The sequence below is a fragment of the Mesotoga sp. Brook.08.YT.4.2.5.2. genome (assembly GCF_003351125.1).
Lineage (GTDB): Bacteria > Thermotogota > Thermotogae > Petrotogales > Kosmotogaceae > Mesotoga.
Map to the genome: position 1 here is coordinate 101,232 of NZ_JPGZ01000040.1, position 23,782 is coordinate 125,013.

Here is a 23,782-nt window from a genome sequence, read left to right on the forward strand (position 1 = left end):
GAAGGGCAGACCGTGTATAATTTAGTTTACACTGACTACACATATTCGAGACAGGAGGTTCAATAATGAGTGGCAAGACAATTAGAGAGCTTCAGAGAAGATATGTCGGCGAAGACGTTGACCTCTCCATATGGGAAGACCTTGAGAAAGAGCTCAGGAGACTGGAAGAGTATCCGATAGTAGACAGAGCTTCTCTTGAGGATTTTCTTTACTTCTGGAGTGAGTTGTTCATGATTCTTCAGGAAAGACTCGCGTGGAAGTATATAGACATGACTAGGGCTGCCGACAGCGAGGATAAGAGGCAGGAGTACTCGAGATTCTACGCTGAGGTATATTCCAAAGCGGAGCCTTATAGGATTATGCTGATGAAAAAGTATTTAGACAGTGATTTCAGAAGCGAATTAGATCGAATCAGATACGAGAACTTCGATACGATCGTCTCCAATACAGTAAAACTATTCAGAGAAGAGAACCTTCCTCTGGAGGTTCAGGAGAAGAATTTAAGTTCTGAATATGCGGCAAGTATTGGTTCTCTGACTGTTAAGTATGGAGAACAGGAGTACACACTGTCTCAACTCTCAAAGTTTCAACTTGAACCTGATCGTTCAACCAGGGAAGAGGCATGGCGCCTTTCGATGGTAAAGCTGAAAGAAGTTCATGAGAGCATGGAGGATCTGTTTGGCAAACTTCTCTCGATAAGAGTTCCGCAGGCGAGGAATGCAGGTTTTGCAACTTACAGGGATTATATGCACCAGAAGAAAAACAGATTTGCGTATTCGGTCGAGGATGTGCTTAGATTCCACGATTCAGTAGAGAAGGTAGTGGTTCCTTACGTTTCCAAGCTAAATGAGAAAAGAAGTCGAGAGCTTGGACTGGAGAGGTTGAAACCATGGGACATGAATGTTGTACCCTCAGGGAAGGTGCTTAAACCATTCAGTAATATGAATGAGTTTGTTGACAAAGCTATCAGGATTCTTGAGAGAGTCGATCAAGAGTTCGGTAAAAACTTATCTAAGATGAGGGATAACGGCCTGCTAGATCTTGAAAACAGAAAGGGAAAGGCTCCAGGTGGCTATAACTATCCTCTTGATGAAACTGGTGCTCCATTTATTTTCATGAATGCTACGGGAACTCCTGCAAACGTCCGGACAATCCTTCACGAGTCTGGCCACGCAATGCATTCATTTGCTACGGCAGACGAAAGGTTGATCACGTACAGACATACAACGCATGAAGCAGCCGAGCTTGCCTCTATGTCTATGGAACTCCTGACGATGGATTACTGGGACGAGTACTACAGCGCAGATGAGATAACAATTGCCAGGCGAGAAGAACTGACCGGTACTTTGAGCTTCTTACCCTGGTGCATGGTTGTTGACTCGTTTCAGCAGTGGATCTATACATATCCCGATCATTCTCCCGATGAAAGAGACGAGAAGTTTGCCGAAATCTTTGAACGCTTCAATGCAGGTGTTGACTGGACTGGCCTGGAAAGTGAAAAGAGAATCCGATGGCTTCTTCAGCCTCATATTTTTACGAACCCCTTCTACTATATCGAATACGGAATAGCTCAGCTCGGTGCTCTCGCGATATACAGAAATTACAAGCAAAATGGATCAAGCGCAATAGAAGATTACAAGAGGTTCTTGTCAATGGGTTACTCAAGGCCGCTTGATGAGTTGTTTGAAAGCGCTGGGATAGAATTTGACTTCTCAGAAGAGTACTTGTCGGAGCTCATGATCTTTGTCGACAGTGAGCTGGCGTCTTTCTAGGAATAGACACTTCAACGTGGTAGCTATGCACTACCGACAGCGTTAGAATTGTCCGAGGAGGTGTTTCGATGAAAAGACTAATATTCGTACTGCTTCTACTCATTACGCCGCTGATTGTGACGGCGCAAGTTGAAGAACTCAGAGCCAAGCTGGCCGAGAATCCTATGGATGTGGAGAGCCTTCAGGCTTTATTGAAGATCTACGATGATAACTATGACTTCGAGAGCTACGGAACGCTTTTGAAAGATGTAGTAGCTTCGATTGATGAAGTTCCAGAACCTATGTTTCAAGTGATCAAGTACGGAATTGAGAGACTTCTCGAGAACTATTACTCAGACTATGCCGAGGATGTCTCTGGAGTCTTCTTTGAGCTTAAGCCCAATAAAGATTCGCTGCTTCTGTATCTTAAGGCAGTGAACAGCAGCTGGGATCTATCTGAAGAGATAGTCCGCGAATCTGTTGACAGACTTGGAGAAGGGCAGCTAGAAACATACATCTTCCTACATGATCAATCTGTTGAACTGTATCCTGCAGATCTGAATTTGATAGTATCTAGAATTCTAGTTGAGGATTTGGGGGAGACAGACTATCTAATACCTTACATCATTGGGATGATAGATGACTATGACTTTTATGCTGCAAGAAATCTGCTGAACGAGAGCTCTCGATTGCTAGAGAGGGAACCGATGTTCTACTACCTGAATGGGATTCTTGATCTTGAGAAAGGCTTTTACGATGACGCAGTAGAATGGTTTCTGCAGGGTAAAGCATATGATGATGGAACGGAGATTCACGAAGCCCTGGCTCTGATCTACTATATATATGTCCCGGACAATGTCAATGCGTTATTCAGAGCGATTGTGCTTTCAGATGACGAAACGTCGTTGCACGCGAATATTCAGGAGTTTGTTGCGAATTATCCTGAACTTTCCTGGATCTTCTCCTGGGTTTCCAGAGTTCCTGAGCCGAAGAGATTAACCGAAATCCTTGCTGAGGAGGCTTCGGTAGTATCATATACTTCAGTAAACTTCGATTTTGAGAAAATCAGCATAGGATTCTACGATATTGAGGGAGTTCTTCAGGGTACGCTAGTCAATTCCATATACGGGCAGTTCTTGGATGCCAGTACTTACGTTTACATCTCCGAAAATATGGGCGGGGTTGTCGTAGAAGGTGAGAAAAAGGCGAGATTCGATGGAGTTGACGTCTATTCGCTTTCGCCTGACAGAACAAGGTTCTTGCTAATGGACACCTGGCGAGAGACAATTTCGATGGTTGACAGTGATATTGGCGTCCTATGGTCAATGGAGGCAGATTACGGTATGATACCGGTTGCATGGTCTCCTGATGGATCAAGAATAGCTGTGTCCACCGGTTGGGATGTGTTCTCGATTATAGATGTGGAATCTGGAGAAGTGCAAGAAACGATTGAAGACTACAATCACTTTGTCTTTCTTTCAAACGAGAAGACGTTCGTGATAGATTACGAAGGAAACATAGTTCAGCTTGACACAGAGTCTGTACTGAATACAGATGCGCCGGCTTTCTGGGCTGAGTTTGGTGAAGACGGGAAAATAGTCTATTTTGAGTATCCTGAGGACTATGCGGACTTCTTGTACGCCTCTTTGCATGTGTTTGACACGGTGAACGGCCGGGATAGGGTAATATCTGACAGCACTCTCTTCATGGATGCGCCGGTACCTTCAGTGAAGATAGAAGGGAATCTCGTATACTTCACTGAGAAGGACCAGCAGGGCATGCACAGGATTGTAGTGATGAATTACATAACAAATGAAGTGCTTTTCGTGGGTCTGCCAAGTAAAGACGTAATTGTCTTTCCGGATGTGAGACCTGAATGAAAGTAGAGGGGAAGCCGGCTCTTAGCCGGCACTCCTCTTCTGATTGACTCAGAGATAATCCCGTAGCGTTTACTGATCTTGTTTGCGACTTGTATTGATCTGTTTGAACAGCCTATCTAGATGCTCACTCGTTATTAGCTCCGATGATGTTCCCTTTTTTGTGCAGCAATATCTAGCAGCTATCTGACCCCTCAGAATCGCGTCTTCTATTGAATAGCCTTCGAAGTAATGACTTGAAAGAAAACCTACGGCGAGGCTGTCGCCGGCCCCATTTGCGTCCACAACGGGTTCTTCCAATTCAACTGGATCGAAGTACTCAATATCCTTATTTGAGCCAATTGCGCAACCCCTCTTCCCCATTCCACATACGACTATCCTGTCGCCTCTAATTTCGAGATACTTCTTGATCAGATGATACGGGTCAGCGAAGTTTGTTGAAGAGAAGAATAGAACATCAGCCTCTTCTATGAAGTCCTTTCTATAGGGATCGTCTGAGTCTGTGACATCCTGGATATCTACCGAAAGAATTAGGCCCTCTTCTTTCAGTGGTTTAAGCAGAAATCTAGTCCAGTTCACGATGTTTACATGGGCTAGCTTTGTTCCAGATAGATGTGACCTAATGTCTTCGATATTGGGGCAGAGGTTCATTGCCCCTTTGCCATCATAGAAGTTCTTTCGGCCTCCGTTCATATACATGAGGTTTACGCTTCTCTTCGTTCCTAGTGGGTCTATCATCAGCAGACTGGTGTCTATACCCAACTCTGTAAGAATCTGTCGAATGTATTTCCCTGAGAAGTCTTCGCCGACATAACCAACAAAGCAGACTCTATAACCAAGTCTCTCAAAACCCTGGCAGGCATATCCACCTGCTTGTCCTATGCAATCAAGGTTCTCGCCAAAACTCGTTTCGACAGAGAGATTTACTTTAGAATCCGACAGATAGACATTCGTATCGATTCCGACCGCACCAATGACTGCAACATCGAAGGCCATGTTAATCACCCTTGTTTGGAAAGCTCTCCAAAGAGCTCAAGATTGTTCCTGAGCAGGTCTCCTTCCATAAGGTCTGAGAGAGCTAGTTCGAAATGTTTAACGGTTACACCTGGAATAAGCCCCTCATGAGCAATCTTGCCCATGAGAACTACGTTTTGCATTCTAGAATCTTTCAAATTCTCGACCAATACCTTTACTACCTTTACATCTCTCTTGTCGGCTTCTCGCTCAATATCTTCATTCTTAATCTCTTCTGCTCTTCCTAGACGAACTTCCAGTGGTTGCCAGACAGTATCATAGTATATAAGTGTTCCGCCTTTCTTCAGATAGTTTCCCATTCCTCTCAGAGCCTCATGGCGCTCAAGTGCTATAACCATGTCTGCGCTGTGCTTCATTATCAGAACCGAGTAGGCTCCGTGACCGATTCTTAAGTGAGAAGAAACCATGCCACCTCTCTGAGCCAATCCGTGTGTGTCTGCCCCAATACCCCTCTGCTCGGAATGGTCGATCGCTCTTAATAGAGCTTCACTGAGGAGACCTATTCCCTGACCGCCAACTCCCGTAATGTATATGTCGAATTTCTCCATTCTCTCACATCCTTTATCTATCTTCGGAAGCAATCGCATCCGAAGGACATGTCTGGACGCAAGATCTGTCTCCTATGCAGAGATCGTTTTGTACCCAGACCGAACCGTCATCAGAAAGCTGGTAGCTGGGACATGCAAAGTCACTGACGCAAATGTACTTCCTGTTGCATTTGTTGCCGACTCTCACGGGGTTCGGCAGTGACCTACCGCTTCTGCGCAATTCTCTTGTGAACTTCAACATACATGGATGTTTGGCGATAATGACCTTGAGGCCGTCTTCTGCCAGGGCTTCTTCAACGTACTGCTTAAGCTTTGACTGGTTGTAGGCATCGACTTCTCGAATATTATCTACACCCAGTCCTTCCAGAACCTTCCTAACGGGAATCTTCTGAGTCACTTCTCTGAAGTTCCGCCCTACGGCGGGATGATTCTGATGACCTGTCATTGCTGTTGTGCCATTTTCCATGACAATCAGTGTGAAATTATGTTTGTTGAAGATCGCGTTGACAATGCCCGGTAGTCCTGAATGAAAGAAAGTGGAATCACCAAGGAAGGCCACGACTCTTCTTGTGTCATTGAATAATGAAAGGCCAGAAGCAGTTCCGCTTGAATGCCCCATGCAAAGAAGTACTTGCCCCACTCTATACGGCTCGAGATACCCGAGTGTATGGCATCCAATGTCTGCCACGGAAATATCAGAGGCATGCAGGACTTTCTTGATGGCGTAGAATGCTGATCTATGACCGCAGCCAGGGCACATCTGAGCTGGTCTTGGCGCAAGCTCGATTGGCTCAGTTTCTACTCCAGGAGGACTGACAACGTCAGGCCAAATTCTTGACAATACCTCCCTAACTTTGTCTGGTGTATACTCTCCTATCCAGTCCTCGATGTCTTGCTTTCCAGTTATTCTTGTATTCAGTTTGTGGTCATACGCAATTGCCTTGACTTCTTTCTCTATCACGTTGTCAAGTTCTTCAAGGACCTTTACCTCTTCATGAGAAGAAAGGAAATCCACAACTTCCCTTTCAGAAAGAGGATGCACTATTCCCAGCTTGAGAATATCCGGACGTTTATCTGACAGACTAAGGACGTCCTGAAGAGAGAGAAATGGGGCTCCGGCCGTGATTACCCCTCTTGATTTGTCTGAGCCTTCAATGACACTATTCAGGCAGCTTTTCTCCGTAGTCTTTCTGAACTCCTCGAGTTTCTTCAGAGCTCTTCGCTTCATTTTAAGAGCTTCAGCAGTTATTGGAATATATGGCCCATTCTCAAGACTGAATTTTGGCCGGTTATCTTGCACCTGGAAAATCAATTCCTTAAACTCCACCTTTTCTTTGGCGTGGCATACGTGAGTCGAGAGTCTCACAATTACAGGCATACGCATCTCTTGCGAAAGTCTTGATGCTTCTAGAAACATCGAGTATGCTTCTGAAGGTGTTGAAGGCTCTAGGATTGGAGTGTATGAGAGATGCGCATAGTGACGGTTGTCCTGCTCATTTTGTGAGGAGTTTGCTCCCGGATCATCGCCCAATACAATTACCATGCCTCCAATGAGTTCCATTAGAGAGAGTTGAACGAAAGTATCTGCAGCCACATTTATGCCGACGCTCTTGAAGAACACGCACGAAAGATGCCCATTAACTGAGGCCCCGAAGGCAACCTCCGTCGCAACCTTTTCATTTACAGAGAACTCGAAGTACATAGGGTTCTTCTCAGCAGGGAGAGAGGCTATTGCAGCTGCAATTTCTGGAGTGGGAGATCCGGGATACGAAGTAACAACCCTAACACCTGCTTCCAGCATCGCTCTTACAATCGCGGTATTTCCTATCATTATTTCTGAACCGCTATTCGGAGATAGTAACATATCACCCATTCTCTTCATAACAACCAGCCTTTCGAACAAAGCTCAGGTCAACAAAACTCACTTCCCAGTTGATTTCTGCTACACCAGAAATCGTCTTATATATCGAACAATACTTTGTGGCCAACTCAAAAGATTTCTCTACTGATTTCCAATGAGACTTATCTGTTCCGACAATAATGACTGTGATGAAACAAGATTCAAGAGTTGTTGGGATTTCTCGCCTCTTCTCACCCGACACCTCGATTTTGGTTGAGGTGAAACTTATCTTCTTCTTACCGAGGATCTCCAGAAACGTTGCGTACAAGCAAGAGCCCAGACCCATCAAGAGCAAGTCGTAAGGGACCGCGCCATCAGCGCCAATTCTAATCTGGTATCCGGAGTCAGTTATTCCCGATCCAGAGAAGCCTTCGCTGAATTCTAATAGTACGTGGACTTCATCTCCCATTATTACCTCCCACAATTCGATTACAGAGATTATGATTTCAGAATAAAATCCCGAAGATAGAACATCACTCAAAAGGAATCACAGATCAGACCGATTCTGCATTCAAATCTCGGCGGCTGTTAACCTATTTAATAATAATCAATTTTAACATTAAGCAGTTCTGAAGGAACTGTATACTTGAGAATATTGCAGAGTATCCCGTTTCAGACAAATAGTATCTTTGTGGAGGTGCTTCGTGAATCTAAACGCGTTGTTCGATTCAACCCTATATCATGGCAGTGCTTCTAAAAAGGGCTTCTTTGAAGGATGGTACTTCAAGTTTGTTGACAGAAGAGGGTATAAATCCTTTGCTGTCATTCCAGGAGTATCCATGTCTTCCGGATGAACCGAATCGCACTGCTTTATTCAGTTTCTTTCGGGAAACAGGAATGAATCTTGCAACATCTCTTACTTTTAGACAGTTTTCGTTCCGATCCAAAGCGCTTTGCCGTAGAGATCGATAATAATCGGTTTTTGACTGACAGAGCGGTTTTGAATATGGAAGACGATAATCAGAAAATCGTCGGTGAAATTCGACTGATTGACCCTTTTCTATGACCAAGGAGATTCTACTCTCCCGGGATTATGTGACCGTTCTCTTTTGTGCCTTACATGGAGTGTTATCACGGTGTAGTTAGAATGGACCACTATCTGGAATGAGAGGTCGAGATAGATGATGAAGTGATAGATCTAACTGGAGGCAAAGGCTATATAGAAAAGGATTGGGGAAGATCCTTGCCAGACGCCTGGATTTGGATGCAGAGCAACAACTTCGATTAGAATAGGACTTCATTAATACTTTCTATTGCAACAATTCCATGGTTGGGGAAGAGTTTCACCGGTTGTCTCTGTGCGTTCATTCTGGGAGAGAAGCTTTACAGGTTTACCACGTACAAGGGCGTAAGCATAATCATGTTAGACGTATCTGAGGATAGAGTGTACATTGAATTGAGACAGAGGAGGTTTCTTCTGCGAATTAATGCAAGAAAAACTAACGGACCACAGCTCATTTCGCCTGTTGAGGGAAGGATGAGTGGAAAGGTAGATGAGTCACTTTCATCTGAAATCAAAGTAGAGCTCTTTGAAAATGAAGTCGTCTCGCATAAGGGAACCGGAGAAAATTCGGGACTCTTGAGTTTATCACTTAATCTTCTGAAAACAGCTAAACAAGCGAAAGTATTTTTAGAAACTAAGAATTTTGCCACTACAAACTCTGTATTCAGAGAGTGAGTTCTTCTTGAGGCGTTACCTTGTCGGGTTGTGTTATCTTCATTAATGAAAGAATCTTCGAAGCAAGGGGTAGTGATTTGGCTTTCATGTAGTAACTTTGCTCACCATGGCTGAACTTCATCACTTTGAGTGAGTTTATCGCTCGTTGTATCTCCTGGGTTGAAGTGTGTATTCCTTTCTTTCTCATTCTGAACTCAAGCTCTCTTTGCACCAAGAATGCAAGGAAACATACAACGAAATGACCCTTTATCCTTCTCGGTGTCCAGTGGAACATCGGTCTCACTTCATTTCTGGCATGTCTCTACCTTCGAGTATTGATGCTCGCATTCCCCTGAGTGCATAAGTTGCAGGGGATAGTTTACCAACCAGCTGCATCCACAACGGTAGTACATCTATTTCGTAATACACCCCCGAAAACATGAGGAGCAAAGCCTGAAAGATGTGCACTACCTGAACTCCCTTCTCAGGTGAAATCAGGGGCAGTACTGCAGCAACTATTCCCAGTCCTACAAATGAGAAGCTCGATACTGCAAGAATCCCGGCTGCCGAAAAGAAGTTAGCTCTACCCTGGTTCAGATCAAAGAATATCGAAACTACGATCAATATCAGTCCGCTTCTCAGTATTCCATAAAGAAAGGCATAGCCACAAGTACTCAGCAGATGGGATGCCCTTCTAACAGGTGCCATGAATGTATCTCTATCGTCTCTTCCCACCTCTTTCAGGCAGCGGTTTCGGCCACTATCTCAAAGAGAATAGAGAGATAGCCCCAGAGTATCGATCCGAGCAACATGTAGAGGATCAAGTAACTAGTATCAAGTTTTGCTCCGGAAAACGATTCGACACCCTTACCAATGAACCCCATAGTCACAGAGTTTGCGATAGTATAAGCGAAGAATACGACTTCCCATTTCCAGTACCTCTTTGTGAAGTTGAAGTTCCGTTCAATGAAGGCCCAAGAGGCTCGGAGCTCTCGAGCAGTTGACTGCGAACTCATGTCGACTCTACCTCCTGATACTCTGCTTCCTCCATGCTCACATCGGTGAACTCGAGAAGGGCATCTTCGAAGCTCGGGTTCTCAATCCTTCCGAGCAACTGCTTCTTAAGCTCCAATGGTCTTCCGGAAGCTACAATTCTTCCGAGATGGATTATGGCCACATAGTCGCAGAGCTTCTCTGCTTCGTCCATGTTGTGTGTTGTCAGAAGCATCGTCGTGTTCATAGTCTCTTTTACATCTTTTATTAGGCTCTGTACATCTCTTTTTGCTCTTGGATCGAGTTCTGTTTTTGGTTCGTCGAGCAAGAGCATTCTCGCTTCAGTCATGAGAGCTCTAACTATGGCTACCTTTTGCTGCATGCCTCTCGAAAAGTCTTCGAGAGGATCTTTCAGTCTCTTCAGATCCAGACCAAACCTCTCTGCGAGAGAGTTGATCTTCCTCAAGGCTTCTCGTTTTGGTATTCCATAAAGTCCTGCCGCGAAACAGAGGTTTTCGACAGCCGACAGTTTTCCGAAAAAACTGGCCTCGACGGATACCCTGTTTATCACTCTTTGAACCGCCGCAGAGTTATTCACTGAGTCATATCGAAAAATCGATATGCCCCCCTGTCAGGTATCAAGAGTGTGGAGGCAATCCTTATAAAGGTAGATTTTCCTGAGCCGTTTGGACCGAGAAGACCATAGATCTCTCCTTCCTTTATTCTTAAACTAACTCCTTTCAACGCTTTGACTTCCTTCTTGTTCTTCTTGAAAGTCTTTACGATACTATTGGCAAGCAAAGCGTCTGCCACTTTTTTCACCTCCTCAAAGATAATGAGGTCTGCTGAATTTGCTTTCCATTTCAACTTTCTGCTTTTCAACCAAACCATCGATAAAAGCACTCTTTGAGCCTCGTATTCTCCTCATAGTTGGGTTTCCTCCTGTTATCTGTTTACTTCGGAAGGTTATCAAGACTTTCCGTTTTGTGTATGAATGGCGGAAGGGCCCCGAAATCGTCACTTCTTTTCTTTCTTAGCGGAACGATTACTGTTGACATATTTACCCCCTTGGCCTTTCGGAGAACCTGTTCTGTTTCCGGCGGGAGAGGCTGGCTGTAACTAATGACGGGCTCTCCTCTCTTCGTTCTTGCATCCATTTGCTTCTCCGTAAAATCCTGCTAACTCAATGACCGCAATTTCCCATGACATTTGATTACCTCCGATAGTCAAGAAAAAAAGACCGTGGCTCTTACTCGCCACGGTCCTTCATTATTCCTTCTCGTTATACGATCTTATACCCCAAACGACGGAAGAAGGCGTGGCATAGCGCGGCATCACCGAAAATCCGGTTGAGGAAAACGGTTGCCTGAACTCTGAATCTAATTAACATCAAAATATACCTCCTTCCATAAGCTATTTTTTGCTGGCAAGTTATAGCACAACAAGTAAGTATTCTCAACTTCAAAGTCAAAGATTCTCTAAAGCGTATTTTAACTTTAATGACCTTGTTTTGTCATGAGGTAAATAATTCTAGTTCTGCCTAAGATTTCTGAATTAGGAGGATAACGGAATAAGCGGTACGACCGAGAGCAAAGTGAGCCAAATAGCTCGCTGCAGCTGAGCATTAGACGTCCCGCCCTTCTGTTATTTGAACAGCAGATCAATCAGCTCTCCATTACTATCAATAACATCGTCTGTAAAGGGGTCGCCAGGAAGTAAAATTACCTCGCCTCGACCCAGGGGGTATCTTCCTGATTCTCCGACCAACCGAGACAGCCCATCAAAGAAGACTCCATCAATCTCTCTTACTTCTTCGGTTATGCGTCCTTCATAGCTGCATGCAATACCCATATCTTCCAATAGCATGTTGTATGTGGACAAAACCTCCTCACTGATCTCTTCACCAGTTCCGGTAATTATTAGTGTCCCCCCATCTTCGACAAACTCTTTAATGATCAGTGCCTGTTGCGGCATGAGCATCTTCAGTCGCTCAAAACTTCCACCTGCACCTGGTAGAGGGAGGAGAAGAACGTTTATAGTATCGAGCTCTCCTGCCTTGAAAATCCTATCGGCAGCAAGAAGCTTATGACCCATATCTTCGAGTGACGTCTGCAACTTGGTTCGTTCGTTACTGGCGAAGTTGACGTGACTCCTATCCAGTAGAATGTTCAATGAAGATGCGCTCCTGATATTGAGTTTCAAAACTGAATATAGAATTGAGTCGAGAAAGAATGATAACTCTCCATCGTATTCCTGTACTTCCCTTCTTAAGTTAATTATTTTGGATTCAAATCCTTGGAGTGTGACGATTTCGCTGTGTATCTCTCCGCGGGAATTGGTAATCTGCAACAATGAAGAAGCCTCTCCTTGCTCAACATTGGAGAGCTGAAAGGAAAGCGTAACGCTCTCTCTCGGCTTCACGCTCTCAGGATAAGCGCTCGGGTTGTGAAGATGGATCGGGTGAGACCTCTGAATCCAGATTGGTGAAGATACCGCTTCCTCACCGTCTTTTCCCCTTGCGTATATGAAGAAGTACTGGAAACCCGTTCTTATATCAACGGCGAGCTCAAGAACACATTCATTGCCGTCAACCAGAAACTCTGCAAATAATCCTTCCAGAGAATAAATCCTAACTATTTCCAGCGGATCGTCTGCTGTATCCTTTATGGAGATACACAAATTAACTTGATCTGTATCATACACGATATCTCCCATGAAGGCTTCTTCGGTCGAGAAGTGAATCAAGATGTCCTTGTCTTCAGTCGCGTAGGTCCTTCGATTGATGAATGCCTCTAAAATCGCTTCTTCCGTCAGCTCGCGTGCATATACGGCTGTTCTGGAATCGTTTGCTCCTCCCCAGTTAGGTTTGTGGTTGTCTTGACCAAGAGTTGCTCCGAGATGCCAACCCTTGCCAAGTGCCTGAAGGTAAGCTTCGAACATCTCGTCTACAATTGTATCGTTTTCCCACCAGTTTCCGTTTCCTACTTCTATAAGGTTCATATAGAGATCTGCTTCCGGAGAGTACTGAAAATCTTTGAAGTTGTCTCCGAAGACTCTCACCGGGTGGTTGAACTGCCCAACTGCGTTACGTTCGATAATCCAGTCGTACAAATGCCATAGATCAGACTTGACTCTATCAGTCCAATCGCTGGTGCCGTAGACGTTGATGTGTCCGGTTCCAGTAGCCGTCCACTCGAATCCGGCAAGTGCCAGGAAATCGGCAGATGATGCTTGCCGGGCCGCCTCTATAGTCGCTGCCAGCTTATCTCTTCCGTCGGGGAGGTCCTGAACGAAGTAATAAGCATGATCAGTTATAGCAAGAAAGTCAAGATTGGGTACACCCTTTGCATACGAATACGCTTCTTCAGGGAATCCAGTGCCATCAGAATAAGAAGTGTGAGAATGAGGATTTCCAAAGAAAAGCGTTAACTCCCCGCCAACGAGAATTATAGAAGCAAAGACCAGGAGAAACACTAGGATAAAATTCTTCATCAAATCACCCTTTCGCAGTTTGATTGTATGTGGATACGGAAAAAGACAACGATCAGTTGTTAATACAATCTATCTAGGCTGAAGCCTGATTTATCAGAATTCAGACTCCTTTTCGTTCTCTCGTTCACCTAAGTATAGTCTGCTTTGAAACATCTTTGAAAAAGCAGTCCATTTGCTTCCCTTTGAAGCTGTGGAAGCGTTAGTCTCGAAGCTATCAAGCTTCGAATCGAGATTGTCACAAAGCCATATGAGAATTGCTTCGCGGGTCTTTGGAGTAACGGGAGAACCGAACTGCAGTTCCCCATGATGACTCAGAACTATGTGGATCAGTGTCTTTCTTTTTTCTTCAGGAAAACCCTTGATCTTTGAAATCTCAATCTCAATGATTCTTGCGCCGATCGCTATGTGTTCCTCAAGGTAACCCTCATCTGAGTAGTCGAATTCGAATGATTCTGTGGTATATGATATTGTCTTTCCAATATCGTGGAAGAGTCCCCCGGTGATTATGAGGTCCCTGTCGATATTTGCTCTTGATCCAGAAACCTCAGTCAGAGCAAGTGCGTACTTGACTACCGAAAGGCTGTGTTCCGCAAGTCCTCCTATTCTGGCGTGATGATACATTTTGGCTGCCGGCGCTTCAAAGAAGTCTGGGCAAGGCCCGTCCTCTGAAATAAGCTTTTCTGCAAGGGCCTTCAGATAGTCGTCTTTGACAGATTCGATGAGTTCGCGTACTTCCGATACGATTCTCTCAGGATCTTCGACAACCGGAAGTAACTGTGAAATCGAACCGGAACTGTAGTTTTCCATCTCATCTACCGAGAACAGCCTTCTTATTTTAATACTCAACCCGTATCTATCATCCATAAGATAGTCAGCAAGGCCCACATTACCTATCACAGGTTCCAAACAGCCCTGTTCACTTATCCATGCCTTTGCATCGATTCTGTTTCTGGAGTCTCCGACAATGCAGTCGTAGTAAGGACCTCTACTTCCTTCGACCCTTTTTGAACTGAAAATGAAGAAAAAGCCCTGCTTCGAGTTGACGAAATTCTCTATTCTGTCGAAGGAAGTATCGTATTTTCTAAGGATTTCGGAAAGCACAGGGTAAGTGCCGTTTTTTCCATCAATCATGGCAACTCTCCTTTTCGTGCTTTTTGAAGTCTCCAGGCGAGGTCTATTGATAAAAGAAACGTGCAGCAGCGACCTATTTCTCATTCCTTCTTGAGGTAGACTTCATTAGCAATTTTATCATTATGAAGAAGGCAATCGTAGCGACAAATATCGTAGGATAACCTTCAAGAAAAATCGCGATGCTCCTAGAGACTGCTTCACTCATTGTCTATGCTCCTTTCATCTTAAAAAGATCGCCAAAACTATGCTGCCGGCTAGAACGGAGCCGATCTGCCCGGCTACGTTCGCGCCTGTTGCGTACATTATTAAGAAGTTGTTTGGGTCTTCTTCGAGTCCCATCTTATGCACAACCCTTGCCGACATAGGAAAAGCCGATATTCCTGCTGCGCCAATCATAGGGTTAATCTTCTGTTTTCTAAATAGGTTGAAAACCTTTGCGAAAATGATTCCACCCATAGTGTCAAGTACGAAAGCAACTAATCCCATTAGAAGAATCAACAGTGTTCTGGAGTTCAGGAATGCGCTGGCCGTCATAGTAGAACCGATGGCGATTCCAAGAAACAAAGTGATGATGTTTGAGAGCTCGTTCTGAGCAGCATTACTCAACTTGTTCAGAACTCCCGATTCTCTTATCAGATTCCCAAACATGAGCATTCCGATCAGAGCTACACTTACAGGGGCGATGATACCGGCAAGAAGCGTAACAAGAATCGGGAAGAGGATCTTAACGTACTTGGGGACTTTTTCGGTTCTATTATCCATTCTTATTCTTCTCTCTTCCTTGGTAGTAAGCAGCTTAATAATGGGTGGTTGAACTACCGGAACAAGAGCCATATAGGAATACGCGGCGACTGAGATCGGCCCAAGCATGTGAATGGCCAATCTGCTTGCGACATAGATTGATGTCGGACCATCCGCGGTCCCGATTATCCCGATAGCGATCGCTTCTCTTATATCAAATCCAAGCAGAGCAGCCACAATTATCGTCAGAAAGATCCCCAATTGGGCAGCCGCTCCATAGAAAAACATGACCGGTTTTTGAAGAAGAGGTCCGAAATCGATCATCGCTCCGATCCCGATGAAGATCAAGGCAGGAAAGAGCTCATTTGCAATTCCAGCTTCGTATAGGATAGTTAGCACTCCATGTTCTCCAATAGCCGATGATCCCGGAATGTTTGTGAGTATTGCTCCGAAACCGATTGGAAGAAGCAACATCGGCTCGTATTCTTTCTTTATCGCTAGATAGATCAGAACTCCGCCAATAGCAAACATTATCAAGTTTTGCGCGGGAATAACGAAATTCGACAGTAGATTCATCAATGCTGCCTCCCAGAAATGAATTCAACTCCTAGCATGGAGAAATCAAGAACCGGCAAATTCGGAACTGCTTTCTTTATCAATACTAATACAAGCCGAAGGCTTTTGATCAGATGGGACAGATTTCCTGGTTCTTACCGACCTCTGATTCTACATGTTGGAATGAGTAATGTGGTAGGATTTGTAAAGTGAGAAGTTGGCTAGGAGGGGATCTCTTTGCGAGCAAGTTTTCCTGAGGACTTTCTTTGGGGTGTTGCAACGGCTTCTTATCAGATTGAGGGCGCAGACCTGCAAGAAGGTAAAGGGCCTTCGATATGGTCGGATTTCACCCATGAACCTGGACGAATAGATTCCGGGGAAAATGGCGATATTGCCTGCGATCACTACCACAGGTACTTGGAAGACATTGAGCTTATGACTAGGCTCGGAGTGAACTCCTACCGATTTTCCATATCCTGGCCAAGAGTGTTTCCTGAAGGCAGAGGACAGATAAACCAGATGGGAATCGATTTCTACGATAGACTGATTGATGAACTTCTTAAGAGGAGTATTCGGCCTGTTGTTACTCTATACCACTGGGATCTCCCTCTTAAACTGCAGAAAAGATTTAAGGGATGGGAGTCCCGAGAAATAAGGCATTACTTTGGCGATTATTCCAGCAGTATGTTCAGCAAATTCGGTGACAGGGTGAAGCTCTGGATAACTTTGAACGAACCGTATTGCTCATCCCACGTCAGTTACCTCTGGGGGGAACACGCACCCGGAAAGAGAGATTTGAGGATTTCACTTTCCGTTGCTCACAACCTTTTGCTTTCTCATGGTGAAGCGGTGAAGCGTTTTAGGGAGGAAGTAAGAGACGGCATGATTGGTCTAACCAATGTATCTGCTTTTGTTGAGCCTGCTAGCGATTCCGGAGCTGATCTTCGAGCGGCAAGACTCTATGATCAATTCGTAAACGGGTGGTTCTTTGAAACCCCAATCACTGGCGAGTATCCTTCCGAACTCTTCTCAAGGTTCGAGATTGCAGGAGTGAGCCCAACTATCGAAGATGAAGATATGGAACTAATATCCACGCCGTTCGACTTTTGGGGTGTGAATTACTATACAAGAAACCTTGTTAGAAGCCAAGAATCAAGCGTGCTTGGCAGCGAAGTTGTTCAGGGAGACCTCCCGAAGACCGAGATGGGATGGGAGATCTACCCAGAAGGTCTAGAAGGTTTTCTATTCAAGGTCTTCAAAGAATACGGAAGGAAACCGATCTATGTTACTGAGAACGGTATCGCAAGCAAAGATGCTTTGGTTGATGGCAACGTTGACGATGGCCCGAGAATTGATTACCTTAGAAAGCACTTTTCAGCTGCTCTTAACGCGATCAAGGGAGGAGTGGATCTTAGGGGCTTTTTTGTCTGGACTATGATGGACAATTTCGAATGGGCACGAGGTTACTCCAAGAGGTTTGGTTTGGTATACGTGGACTTCAAAAACGATCTGAAACGAGTTCCAAAGAAGAGTTTCAACTATTACAGGGATTTCCTTCGGTCTTTGTGAATCAGATTTTGGTAGACATAACTGACTTAGAAACGGTCGTTTCAACGTTTAACTCTTCGAACTGTGAACGCAGCAATCTAGACGCCGGTCTTAAAGAGAGGTATGTAATTAGCTTGTATGACAGGGGGTTTGCCAGATGATTGGAGTTATTGTCGATTCAGGTTGTGATCTTCCTGAACAGATGAAAGCAAGAGATAACGTTAGAGTTGTACCTTTGAAGATAATTCTGGATGGTAAGGAGTACAGAGACAACATCGACATATCCACACCCGATCTGCTTCACTATATGGAAGATAAGTTTCCCAAGACATCTCTTCCAAGACCGTCGGAAATCGGTGAGGCTTTTGACAGCCTTTATGAAAAGGGATTCAAGGAGATGCTTTATATTGGAATATCCAGCGGTCTGAGCGGAACGCTTGGTCAAGTGAAGACTTTTGTCAGAGACTTCTCCGAAAAGCACTCCGATGTGAAGGTCGAGGTAGTCGACTCAAAGAATATTTCGATTGGCTCGGGGCTGCTCGCTATGAAGGGGATAGATATGATTAAGAGTGGTATTGCCTTTGAAAAGGTTGTGAGCGAAATTCACGCTTCTGTAAAGAAATCTAAGGTTTTTTTCTGCATACCTGTTCTGAAGTTTCTAAAGGCTGGAGGACGAATAGGAAAAGTTACTGCAACTATAGGTGATATTCTTGACCTGAAACCCGTAATAACCGTTGGAGAAGATGGAGTCTATCACAGTGTTTCAAAAGAGAGAGGCATGAAGAGAGCCGTCAGAGCTTCTGTGAAGAATCTCTTGAACTTCATTGAAGGCAAGAGGCTTCTGAACATTGCCGCATATACTTCAGATAAGAGTGAAAAGACAATGGAATTCTTTCGAATGGTAATAGAAGAGATTAAGGCTGCAGGAATAGATGATGTGATAACAGGTCAAATTTCTCAGTCTCTTGTGTGTCATACAGGCCCTGGTCTCATAGGTGTTGCAGCGATTATTGAGTAGTAAAAAAGAAAGCCGCCAATTGGCGGCTTAAAAGTCGGGATATTCCAGGGGGTTTCAACATGCACGTCCATTCAACAATATGGGGGGTAATGCGGACTTGCATATAACTTTTAGGTGCTTTGTCTTTTTTAATGACCGGTTGAGCTTTTGAGGTTGCAAGGGTTCTTATCTGTTTGAATTAATTGTACCCAAATTGATCGGGTTTGTCAAGATAGTAGAGTGGAATTATCGGCTTTTAGTTTGTAAACATTTAGTTAATAGGCATCTTCGCGTGTCTTCCAAAGATTTTCTAGTAGACAAAGTGATCTCTCTTGTAGTTGTTTTGCCAGTAAATTGCGATAATAAGCAGTAGCACTGTTTGTATTACTCTACGTCGTCCGGAGATGTATTGATTGGATAAGAATCGGCAGACTAGGATTCTCTCGGTTTTTGAGGGTGCAATATACAATGGGTTCTTCTTGATAACTCAGGGTTTTCTTGGTACAGGGCTTGCACTCGAATTTGGGGCATCTGAACCGGCGATAGCCTTGATTGGCGTTCTTCCTTCGGTTTCCCAGTTCATTCAGCTGCTGGCTCCATCCTTCTTGAGAATTGTCAAGAGCCGAAAGCGGGCGATGATGATCTGCGCTTTCGCAAGCAGGCTGTCTACGGCTTTTATCCCTATCGCGCTTGCTCTTGGAATAAACAGGCAGTCACTTCTGCTGACTATTCTTGCCTTCTTCTCGCTTGCGGCGAGTCTTACCGGAAACTATTGGGTTTCGATTATAAGAGATGTGGCGCCGTTAAAAGGTGCTGCTAGATTCTTGAGCATGAGAAACGTGATATTCACTTTCACGAATATGTTTATAACGTTGTTCTACGCCTTTATCCTTGATTCGGTGCCCGGAAGAATGGGTTTCATTCTGATCACTGCTTTTGGAGTGGCAAGTGCATTAGTCAGCCTCGTGCTCTTGGGGTTTCATAACGATCCTCCCCACGAAATAAGTCATGGTCGAGGTTTGTTCAGGGCCGTCACTAAAGACATAAGGTTCAAGCCGTATTTGAGATTCTACTCCTTCTGGAGCTTCTCAATAGCTATTACCTCGCCCTTTTTCGCTTATCATGAGCTAGTCAACATGAAACTGGATTACTCATTTCTTAGTATACTGAGTGTCTTCAGTTCACTCCTAACAATACTGTTTTACTTGTTGTGGGGAAAGATCGCTGACAAAATCGGGAATCAGGAGGTCCTTGAGTTCGGGGTTCTTGGGGCTTTCCTCAGGACAATCCTGTGGTTGTTTATGGACAACGGGACGGTCTATCTGTTGTATATTGACGCTTTTATCGGGACCGCTTCATGGAGCGCCATAAACCTCTGTTTATTCACCACAAGGCTCGACTTGCTTAGCGGGGTTGATGCCCAGTCTTACTATGCTTTGCTTTCATTCACCAACGGTGCCTCGGCTCTTGTTGGCTCCCTGGTGGGAGGATTTTTCGCTGCATATCTGAACAGGTTCACTTGGATGGTTGGCGGACACAGGTTTTTCGGCATCCAGATCCTGTTCTTCGTTACTTTTGTTCTGAAGCGTCTCTTTGATTTTCTTGAAGGGAGTCAAGACGAGAAAGGTGGTCTCTGTGTCGGGAATGGTTTTTAATTCGGCTGCAGTGTTAGCTAATCGACTTGCGGCAAGACCTAGAGAGCTTATCGAAGTACTAATACATAAGAACAAGGCTAAACAACGGAAGGAGAGAAGAAATGGAAAGAGTGATTGAACGGTTCCTAAGGTATGTATCTGTAGAGACTACCTCAAGTTTTGAATCAGATTCGTTTCCATCAACTGCCAGTCAGCTTGATCTTGCTCATATTCTCAAAACGGAGATGGAGGAAATGGGTCTGAAAGGAGTGACATTGGATGACCACGGATACGTGATGGCGACTTTGCCGTCAAATGCTGGTGATGGACTTCCGGTTTTGGGATTCATAGCCCATATGGACACGAGCCCAGATGTGAGCGGCAAAGATATCAAGCCTTCAATTGTTGATTATGAAGGAGGCAAGATAGTCATTAACAAAGATAAGGATATTTTCATCGATCCCCGGCTCTTTCCTGAGCTCGAAGAGTATGTTGGTGAAAGGCTGATCGTGACAGACGGAACTACTCTGCTAGGAGCAGACGACAAAGCAGGAATTGCGGAGATTCTTTCCGCAATAGAGTACCTCATTTCAAACCCAGAGATCAAGCATGGCGAAATCCGACTAGGATTTACTCCTGACGAGGAAGTGGGAAGGGGAACCGAGTACTTCAATGTAGAGAAATTCGGGGCAGACTATGCTTACACAATTGACGGAGGGGCTTTGGGCGAAATCCAGTACGAAACGTTCAACGCCGCAAATACCGAAGTTGTTGTAAAAGGCAGGAACATTCATCCTGGAAGTGCAAAAGGTAAGATGAAGAACTCGATACTGATAGCATGCGAGTTCAACGATCTGCTGCCTTCAAGTGAAGTACCTGCGGCAACGGAAGGTAGAGAAGGCTTCTTCCATCTGCTCAGTATAAAAGGTTCAGTGGAAGAGACAATTCTGAAGTACATCATTAGGGAGCACAATATGGAGAAGTTCGAACGAAAGAAGAAAATGATTAAGGAAATCGCGGTCTTCTTGAATTCGAAATACGGCGATGATACGGTGACTTTGCAGACAAGAGACTCGTATTACAATATGAAAGAGAAAATCGAAGAAAAGATGTTCCTTGTTGAAATTGCAGAAAGAGCTATGGAGAGTCTTTCAATTCGACCAAGGATTTCACCAGTGAGAGGGGGCACCGATGGCGCGCGTCTCTCTTTCATGGGTCTCCCAACACCGAACATCTTCACCGGAGGTCATAATTTTCACGGAAGATACGAGTATATCCCGGTAAGCTCGATGGAAAAGGCCGTTATGGTAATTGTGAAGATTGCAGAGGTGTTTTCTAGAAGAGAAAATCTGGATAGTTGAAGAAGTGTTCAGTATTTGATATTTCTAACAAACGAGCGATTGTTCCACAAGACAGTGAGAAGCGGCTTTGTTTTGGACGAAATGTCGTGGATAACTAAAGATGGGATTAAGTCATGCCTTTTTTTCTCTCAGGAAATAACAGGCCGCATGGTCTCTTCGAAAACTCTTTACCTGTCTTAGTAAAGTATTGGCAGGAACAATCTCCACTAATCGGTCTGTCAAGCTCTGTACTTCCTTATAGTCTTGACTCTAAGTCTCAAACTTGACTTCCTAAGTTGAGAACTGGCGCTAAAAGGATGGAAATGAATGTAAAATACTCTCTGGTACCAGGGGCTCCTTCTGAAGATAGATTAGAATCGGAAACATAGGGTTCACCAATAACATTAAGAGGGGATCCCCTCGGATGTGAGAAGACAGATTCGCCGATGTACCGGTGCGAATTATATGGAGAGACTACCGGAAAACGCTAGATAACATAGAGATGAATTCCACTGATCTGCTCAAGCGAGTGGCGACTAGAGCAAGAGCAACGAGTTTCTCATGAGCGATTCAGGAATTGTGTAATCTGTCTTCAAAGAGAAGCCGGTAGGTACGGAACTCGTGATCAATAATTGACTACCTTTTCCCATTATAACTGTACATCATTTTTGTGTTCGAGTCTTCCTCAATATACCCCATTCATGCACAATGATGCAAGATTAATCGTGATTCGCACAGTCAACCAGGACTTTGCGAATCCTTCTAGTTGTTGCTAAGGAAATACCTTTGCCGAGGAATCGGCCGATTTTCTCATGGTCTATGGAGGTGAAAAATGTCAACCAGTTCCAGATTCATCAGGGGTGAGATAGGAAAGAATAACCCCCTATTTTCAATGGCTAGAGTAACGATCGAAACTGCTTTCTACGGGAATAACGTGATTCCGGTTTCTTCCCCAAGTGAAGCCTATAAACTGGCTAAGGACTCTCCTGGTACAATTGTGACGGATCTTCATGTCTTCAAACCCGAGAAGGTCGGACTTGAGTGTGACTCGCGAGTTCTGCTTTTCAACGATGGCGCCGTAACAGGCAGGTGTGCTACTGCCCGGAGAATCTTGGGGGAGCCAGGAGTAGATGAAGCGGAATACGGGGCAAAGATTCGGGAGGCAATCTACAATACAAGAAGTAGGAAAATGTATCATGCACAGGCCTATATAGGATTAGCTGAAAACTTCATGGTCAAGGCCCATCTTCTTGTTCCAGAAGCTCACGAGAATCTTATCTATAACTGGCTACTGAACTTCCAGCCAATAAACGAATTCTATAATGGGATGTACGAGACCTCTGAAGGATTCGAAGGTGAGGGAGATATTTTCGTATTCTCCGACCCGGAATGGCAACATCCGGATCATCCGCTGGGACTATCGTTCTTTGATCCAGAACATAATTGCGCGGCAGTTCTTGGAATGAGGTACTTTGGCGAATTCAAGAAAGGTACTCTAACCCTTGCCTGGGGTTGTGCCAACAGGCGCGGATTTGCAGCTTGCCATGGCGGTCAGAAGAGATACAATCTTCAGGACAGAAAATTCGTGGTCGGGTTCTTCGGACTCTCAGGTTCGGGGAAATCGACATTAACGCATGCCAAGCATGGCGGTAAGTATGATGTAACTGTTCTTCATGACGATGCTTTTGTCATTTCCTCTTCAGACGGTTCCTCTGTGGCGCTAGAGCCTTCGTATTTCGATAAGACCTCTGATTATCCCTTGAGCAGTGAAGACAATAAGTATCTTCTATCTGTTCAAAATGTCGGAGCTACTCAAGATGATGAGGGGAGAATAGTCATCGTGACCGAGGATATAAGGAATGGAAATGGTCGTGCAATCAAGTCGAAGCTATGGTCACCCAACAGAGTAGACAGATTTGACGAGCCGGTAGATTCGATAGTATGGCTAATGAAGGATCCTTCGATTCCCCCTGTGGTTAGAGTTGTTGATCCCGTTCTTGCATCAACCATGGGAGCTACCCTTGCGACGAAGAGAACCTCTGCTGAACGCCTTGCGCCAGGCGTGGATCCCAATGCATTGGTAATCGAACCATACGCTAATCCCTTCAGAACCTACCCCCTTTCTGCTGATTTTGACCGTTATCTCGAGCTGTTCACAAGTAGAAGCATCGATTGTTACATTTTCAACACAGGATACTTCCGTGATCTGAAAGTTCCAAAAGACCTTACTCTTCAGATTCTTGAGTTGATAGTGGAGAGGCGGGCCGAGTTTGTTCCCTGGGGTCCGTTCACTGAACTGGAGACGATGAAGATTAAAGGATTCATCCCCGATCTTACTGACGAGAGTTATAAGAAGCTGATAAGAGATAGATTGGTTGACAGACTGAACTTTCTTCGATCCAGAGAAATTGAAAGAGGAGGTTTTGACAAGCTGCCTGCTGAGGCAGCAGAATCGATTTATTCACTTGTTGAGAGATTAAAATAGTCTTGTCTGTTAGTGGAGCCGCCAGAAGGCGGCTCTTTTTACCTTATTCGAATCATAGAGATAAATAAAAAGGATTCCTGACTGGCGTCAGGAATCGA

24 protein-coding genes are annotated in these 23,782 nt (G+C 44.6%); 10 read left to right on the top strand and 14 right to left on the bottom strand.

All coding sequences use genetic code 11. The features are described from left to right. The first annotated feature begins 65 nt into the window (after positions 1–65). Positions 66–1,772 carry a M3 family oligoendopeptidase gene (locus tag Q502_RS10755; protein WP_099830871.1) on the top strand — a complete coding sequence of 569 codons (1,707 nt, stop codon included), beginning with the start codon at positions 66–68 and terminating at the stop codon, positions 1,770–1,772. A gap of 68 nt (positions 1,773–1,840) precedes the next feature. Continuing rightward, positions 1,841–3,631, top strand: a complete 1,791-nt coding sequence (locus tag Q502_RS10760) for a YncE family protein (protein WP_099830872.1) — start codon at positions 1,841–1,843, stop codon at positions 3,629–3,631. Between the two features lie 69 nt (positions 3,632–3,700). Here Q502_RS10760 and Q502_RS10765 read toward each other — a convergent pair whose 3' ends face one another. From Q502_RS10765 to Q502_RS10780, 4 genes are read right to left on the bottom strand one after another with little or no spacing between them, the layout of a single operon-like run. After that, positions 3,701–4,624: a carbohydrate kinase family protein gene (locus Q502_RS10765; protein WP_099830873.1), complete on the bottom strand. Its 924-nt coding sequence runs from the start codon at positions 4,622–4,624 to the stop codon at positions 3,701–3,703. 5 nt (positions 4,625–4,629) lie between these two features. Beyond that, on the bottom strand, positions 4,630–5,211 hold the full coding sequence (locus Q502_RS10770) for a 2-oxoacid:acceptor oxidoreductase family protein (RefSeq protein ID WP_099830874.1): 582 nt from the start codon (positions 5,209–5,211) through the stop codon (positions 4,630–4,632). 13 nt (positions 5,212–5,224) lie between these two features. Continuing rightward, positions 5,225–7,093, bottom strand: coding sequence for a thiamine pyrophosphate-dependent enzyme (locus Q502_RS10775; protein ID WP_099830875.1), 1,869 nt, complete (start codon positions 7,091–7,093; stop codon positions 5,225–5,227). Next, positions 7,077–7,520: an OsmC family protein gene (locus Q502_RS10780; RefSeq protein WP_099830876.1), complete on the bottom strand. Its 444-nt coding sequence runs from the start codon at positions 7,518–7,520 to the stop codon at positions 7,077–7,079. The genes Q502_RS10775 and Q502_RS10780 overlap by 17 nt, the downstream gene beginning before the upstream one ends. A 235-nt stretch (positions 7,521–7,755) precedes the next feature. On the opposite strand from Q502_RS10780, the gene Q502_RS14820 reads away from it, so the two are divergent. The 3 genes from Q502_RS14820 to Q502_RS14830 all read left to right on the top strand — a co-directional run bounded on the left by Q502_RS14820 (position 7,756) and on the right by Q502_RS14830 (position 8,789). After that, positions 7,756–7,905: a hypothetical protein gene (locus Q502_RS14820; RefSeq protein ID WP_243392438.1), complete on the top strand. Its 150-nt coding sequence runs from the start codon at positions 7,756–7,758 to the stop codon at positions 7,903–7,905. 335 nt (positions 7,906–8,240) lie between these two features. Then, the gene (locus tag Q502_RS14825; RefSeq protein WP_243392439.1) at positions 8,241–8,339 is read left to right on the top strand and encodes a tocopherol cyclase family protein; all 99 of its coding nucleotides are present in this window, start codon (positions 8,241–8,243) and stop codon (positions 8,337–8,339) included. Between the two features lie 156 nt (positions 8,340–8,495). Next, complete coding sequence (locus tag Q502_RS14830) at positions 8,496–8,789, top strand: hypothetical protein (protein ID WP_258553713.1); 294 nt, start codon at positions 8,496–8,498, stop codon at positions 8,787–8,789. Here the strand turns inward: Q502_RS14830 and Q502_RS10790 are convergent. The 10 genes from Q502_RS10790 to Q502_RS10820 all read right to left on the bottom strand — a co-directional run bounded on the left by Q502_RS10790 (position 8,779) and on the right by Q502_RS10820 (position 15,701). Further along, complete coding sequence (locus Q502_RS10790; RefSeq protein ID WP_133117326.1) at positions 8,779–9,063, bottom strand: hypothetical protein; 285 nt, start codon at positions 9,061–9,063, stop codon at positions 8,779–8,781. The genes Q502_RS14830 and Q502_RS10790 overlap by 11 nt on opposite strands. 5 nt (positions 9,064–9,068) lie before the next feature. Further along, positions 9,069–9,476, bottom strand: a complete 408-nt coding sequence (locus Q502_RS14835; RefSeq protein WP_243392315.1) for an ABC transporter permease — start codon at positions 9,474–9,476, stop codon at positions 9,069–9,071. 32 nt (positions 9,477–9,508) lie between these two features. Further along, on the bottom strand, positions 9,509–9,784 hold the full coding sequence (locus tag Q502_RS14840; protein ID WP_243392316.1) for a hypothetical protein: 276 nt from the start codon (positions 9,782–9,784) through the stop codon (positions 9,509–9,511). Then, positions 9,781–10,332: an ATP-binding cassette domain-containing protein gene (locus Q502_RS10800; protein WP_279300414.1), complete on the bottom strand. Its 552-nt coding sequence runs from the start codon at positions 10,330–10,332 to the stop codon at positions 9,781–9,783. The genes Q502_RS14840 and Q502_RS10800 overlap by 4 nt, the downstream gene beginning before the upstream one ends. A 23-nt stretch (positions 10,333–10,355) precedes the next feature. After that, positions 10,356–10,574, bottom strand: coding sequence for an ATP-binding cassette domain-containing protein (locus Q502_RS14965; RefSeq protein ID WP_279300415.1), 219 nt, complete (start codon positions 10,572–10,574; stop codon positions 10,356–10,358). A gap of 140 nt (positions 10,575–10,714) precedes the next feature. Then, positions 10,715–10,918 carry a hypothetical protein gene (locus tag Q502_RS10805; RefSeq protein ID WP_099829846.1) on the bottom strand — a complete coding sequence of 68 codons (204 nt, stop codon included), beginning with the start codon at positions 10,916–10,918 and terminating at the stop codon, positions 10,715–10,717. Positions 10,919–11,405: 487 nt separating this feature from the next. Next, positions 11,406–13,253 carry a CehA/McbA family metallohydrolase gene (locus Q502_RS10810; RefSeq protein WP_099829847.1) on the bottom strand — a complete coding sequence of 616 codons (1,848 nt, stop codon included), beginning with the start codon at positions 13,251–13,253 and terminating at the stop codon, positions 11,406–11,408. 93 nt (positions 13,254–13,346) lie between these two features. Beyond that, positions 13,347–14,384: a 3'-5' exoribonuclease YhaM family protein gene (locus Q502_RS10815; RefSeq protein ID WP_099829848.1), complete on the bottom strand. Its 1,038-nt coding sequence runs from the start codon at positions 14,382–14,384 to the stop codon at positions 13,347–13,349. A gap of 73 nt (positions 14,385–14,457) precedes the next feature. Beyond that, positions 14,458–14,589: a hypothetical protein gene (locus tag Q502_RS14845; RefSeq protein ID WP_258001940.1), complete on the bottom strand. Its 132-nt coding sequence runs from the start codon at positions 14,587–14,589 to the stop codon at positions 14,458–14,460. Between the two features lie 14 nt (positions 14,590–14,603). Continuing rightward, entirely contained in the window at positions 14,604–15,701 is a 1,098-nt protein-coding gene (locus tag Q502_RS10820; protein ID WP_099829849.1) for a sodium ion-translocating decarboxylase subunit beta, read from the bottom strand. Between the two features lie 216 nt (positions 15,702–15,917). On the opposite strand from Q502_RS10820, the gene Q502_RS10825 reads away from it, so the two are divergent. The 5 genes from Q502_RS10825 (at position 15,918) to Q502_RS10845 (ending at position 23,684) form a co-directional block, all read left to right on the top strand. Beyond that, positions 15,918–17,249, top strand: a complete 1,332-nt coding sequence (locus tag Q502_RS10825; protein WP_099829850.1) for a GH1 family beta-glucosidase — start codon at positions 15,918–15,920, stop codon at positions 17,247–17,249. Between the two features lie 136 nt (positions 17,250–17,385). After that, positions 17,386–18,246, top strand: coding sequence for a DegV family protein (locus tag Q502_RS10830; RefSeq protein WP_099829851.1), 861 nt, complete (start codon positions 17,386–17,388; stop codon positions 18,244–18,246). A gap of 392 nt (positions 18,247–18,638) precedes the next feature. Beyond that, entirely contained in the window at positions 18,639–19,880 is a 1,242-nt protein-coding gene (locus tag Q502_RS10835; protein ID WP_243392317.1) for an MFS transporter, read from the top strand. 101 nt (positions 19,881–19,981) lie between these two features. Further along, complete coding sequence (pepT, locus tag Q502_RS10840; RefSeq protein WP_099829852.1) at positions 19,982–21,220, top strand: peptidase T; 1,239 nt, start codon at positions 19,982–19,984, stop codon at positions 21,218–21,220. 811 nt (positions 21,221–22,031) lie between these two features. Further along, the gene (locus tag Q502_RS10845; RefSeq protein ID WP_099829853.1) at positions 22,032–23,684 is read left to right on the top strand and encodes a phosphoenolpyruvate carboxykinase (ATP); all 1,653 of its coding nucleotides are present in this window, start codon (positions 22,032–22,034) and stop codon (positions 23,682–23,684) included. Positions 23,685–23,782 lie beyond the last annotated feature (98 nt).

Excerpts from the sequence above, each read along its gene's own strand:
- Q502_RS14845 (WP_258001940.1), bottom strand. The coding sequence starts at position 14,589 with ATGAGTGAAGCAGTCTCTAGGAGCATCGCGATTTTTCTTGAAGGTTAT.
- Q502_RS10770 (WP_099830874.1), bottom strand. The coding sequence starts at position 5,211 with ATGGAGAAATTCGACATATACATTACGGGAGTTGGCGGTCAGGGAATA.
- Q502_RS10820 (WP_099829849.1), bottom strand. The coding sequence starts at position 15,701 with ATGAATCTACTGTCGAATTTCGTTATTCCCGCGCAAAACTTGATAATG.
- Q502_RS14840 (WP_243392316.1), bottom strand. The coding sequence starts at position 9,784 with ATGAGTTCGCAGTCAACTGCTCGAGAGCTCCGAGCCTCTTGGGCCTTC.
- Q502_RS10765 (WP_099830873.1), bottom strand. The coding sequence starts at position 4,624 with ATGGCCTTCGATGTTGCAGTCATTGGTGCGGTCGGAATCGATACGAAT.
- Q502_RS10755 (WP_099830871.1), top strand. The coding sequence starts at position 66 with ATGAGTGGCAAGACAATTAGAGAGCTTCAGAGAAGATATGTCGGCGAA.
- Q502_RS14835 (WP_243392315.1), bottom strand. The coding sequence starts at position 9,476 with ATGGCACCTGTTAGAAGGGCATCCCATCTGCTGAGTACTTGTGGCTAT.
- Q502_RS10845 (WP_099829853.1), top strand. The coding sequence starts at position 22,032 with ATGTCAACCAGTTCCAGATTCATCAGGGGTGAGATAGGAAAGAATAAC.
- Q502_RS10830 (WP_099829851.1), top strand. The coding sequence starts at position 17,386 with ATGATTGGAGTTATTGTCGATTCAGGTTGTGATCTTCCTGAACAGATG.
- Q502_RS10790 (WP_133117326.1), bottom strand. The coding sequence starts at position 9,063 with ATGTTCCACTGGACACCGAGAAGGATAAAGGGTCATTTCGTTGTATGT.
- Q502_RS10815 (WP_099829848.1), bottom strand. The coding sequence starts at position 14,384 with ATGATTGATGGAAAAAACGGCACTTACCCTGTGCTTTCCGAAATCCTT.
- pepT (WP_099829852.1), top strand. The coding sequence starts at position 19,982 with ATGGAAAGAGTGATTGAACGGTTCCTAAGGTATGTATCTGTAGAGACT.
- Q502_RS10760 (WP_099830872.1), top strand. The coding sequence starts at position 1,841 with ATGAAAAGACTAATATTCGTACTGCTTCTACTCATTACGCCGCTGATT.
- Q502_RS10780 (WP_099830876.1), bottom strand. The coding sequence starts at position 7,520 with ATGGGAGATGAAGTCCACGTACTATTAGAATTCAGCGAAGGCTTCTCT.
- Q502_RS10805 (WP_099829846.1), bottom strand. The coding sequence starts at position 10,918 with ATGGATGCAAGAACGAAGAGAGGAGAGCCCGTCATTAGTTACAGCCAG.
- Q502_RS10810 (WP_099829847.1), bottom strand. The coding sequence starts at position 13,253 with ATGAAGAATTTTATCCTAGTGTTTCTCCTGGTCTTTGCTTCTATAATT.
- Q502_RS10775 (WP_099830875.1), bottom strand. The coding sequence starts at position 7,093 with ATGAAGAGAATGGGTGATATGTTACTATCTCCGAATAGCGGTTCAGAA.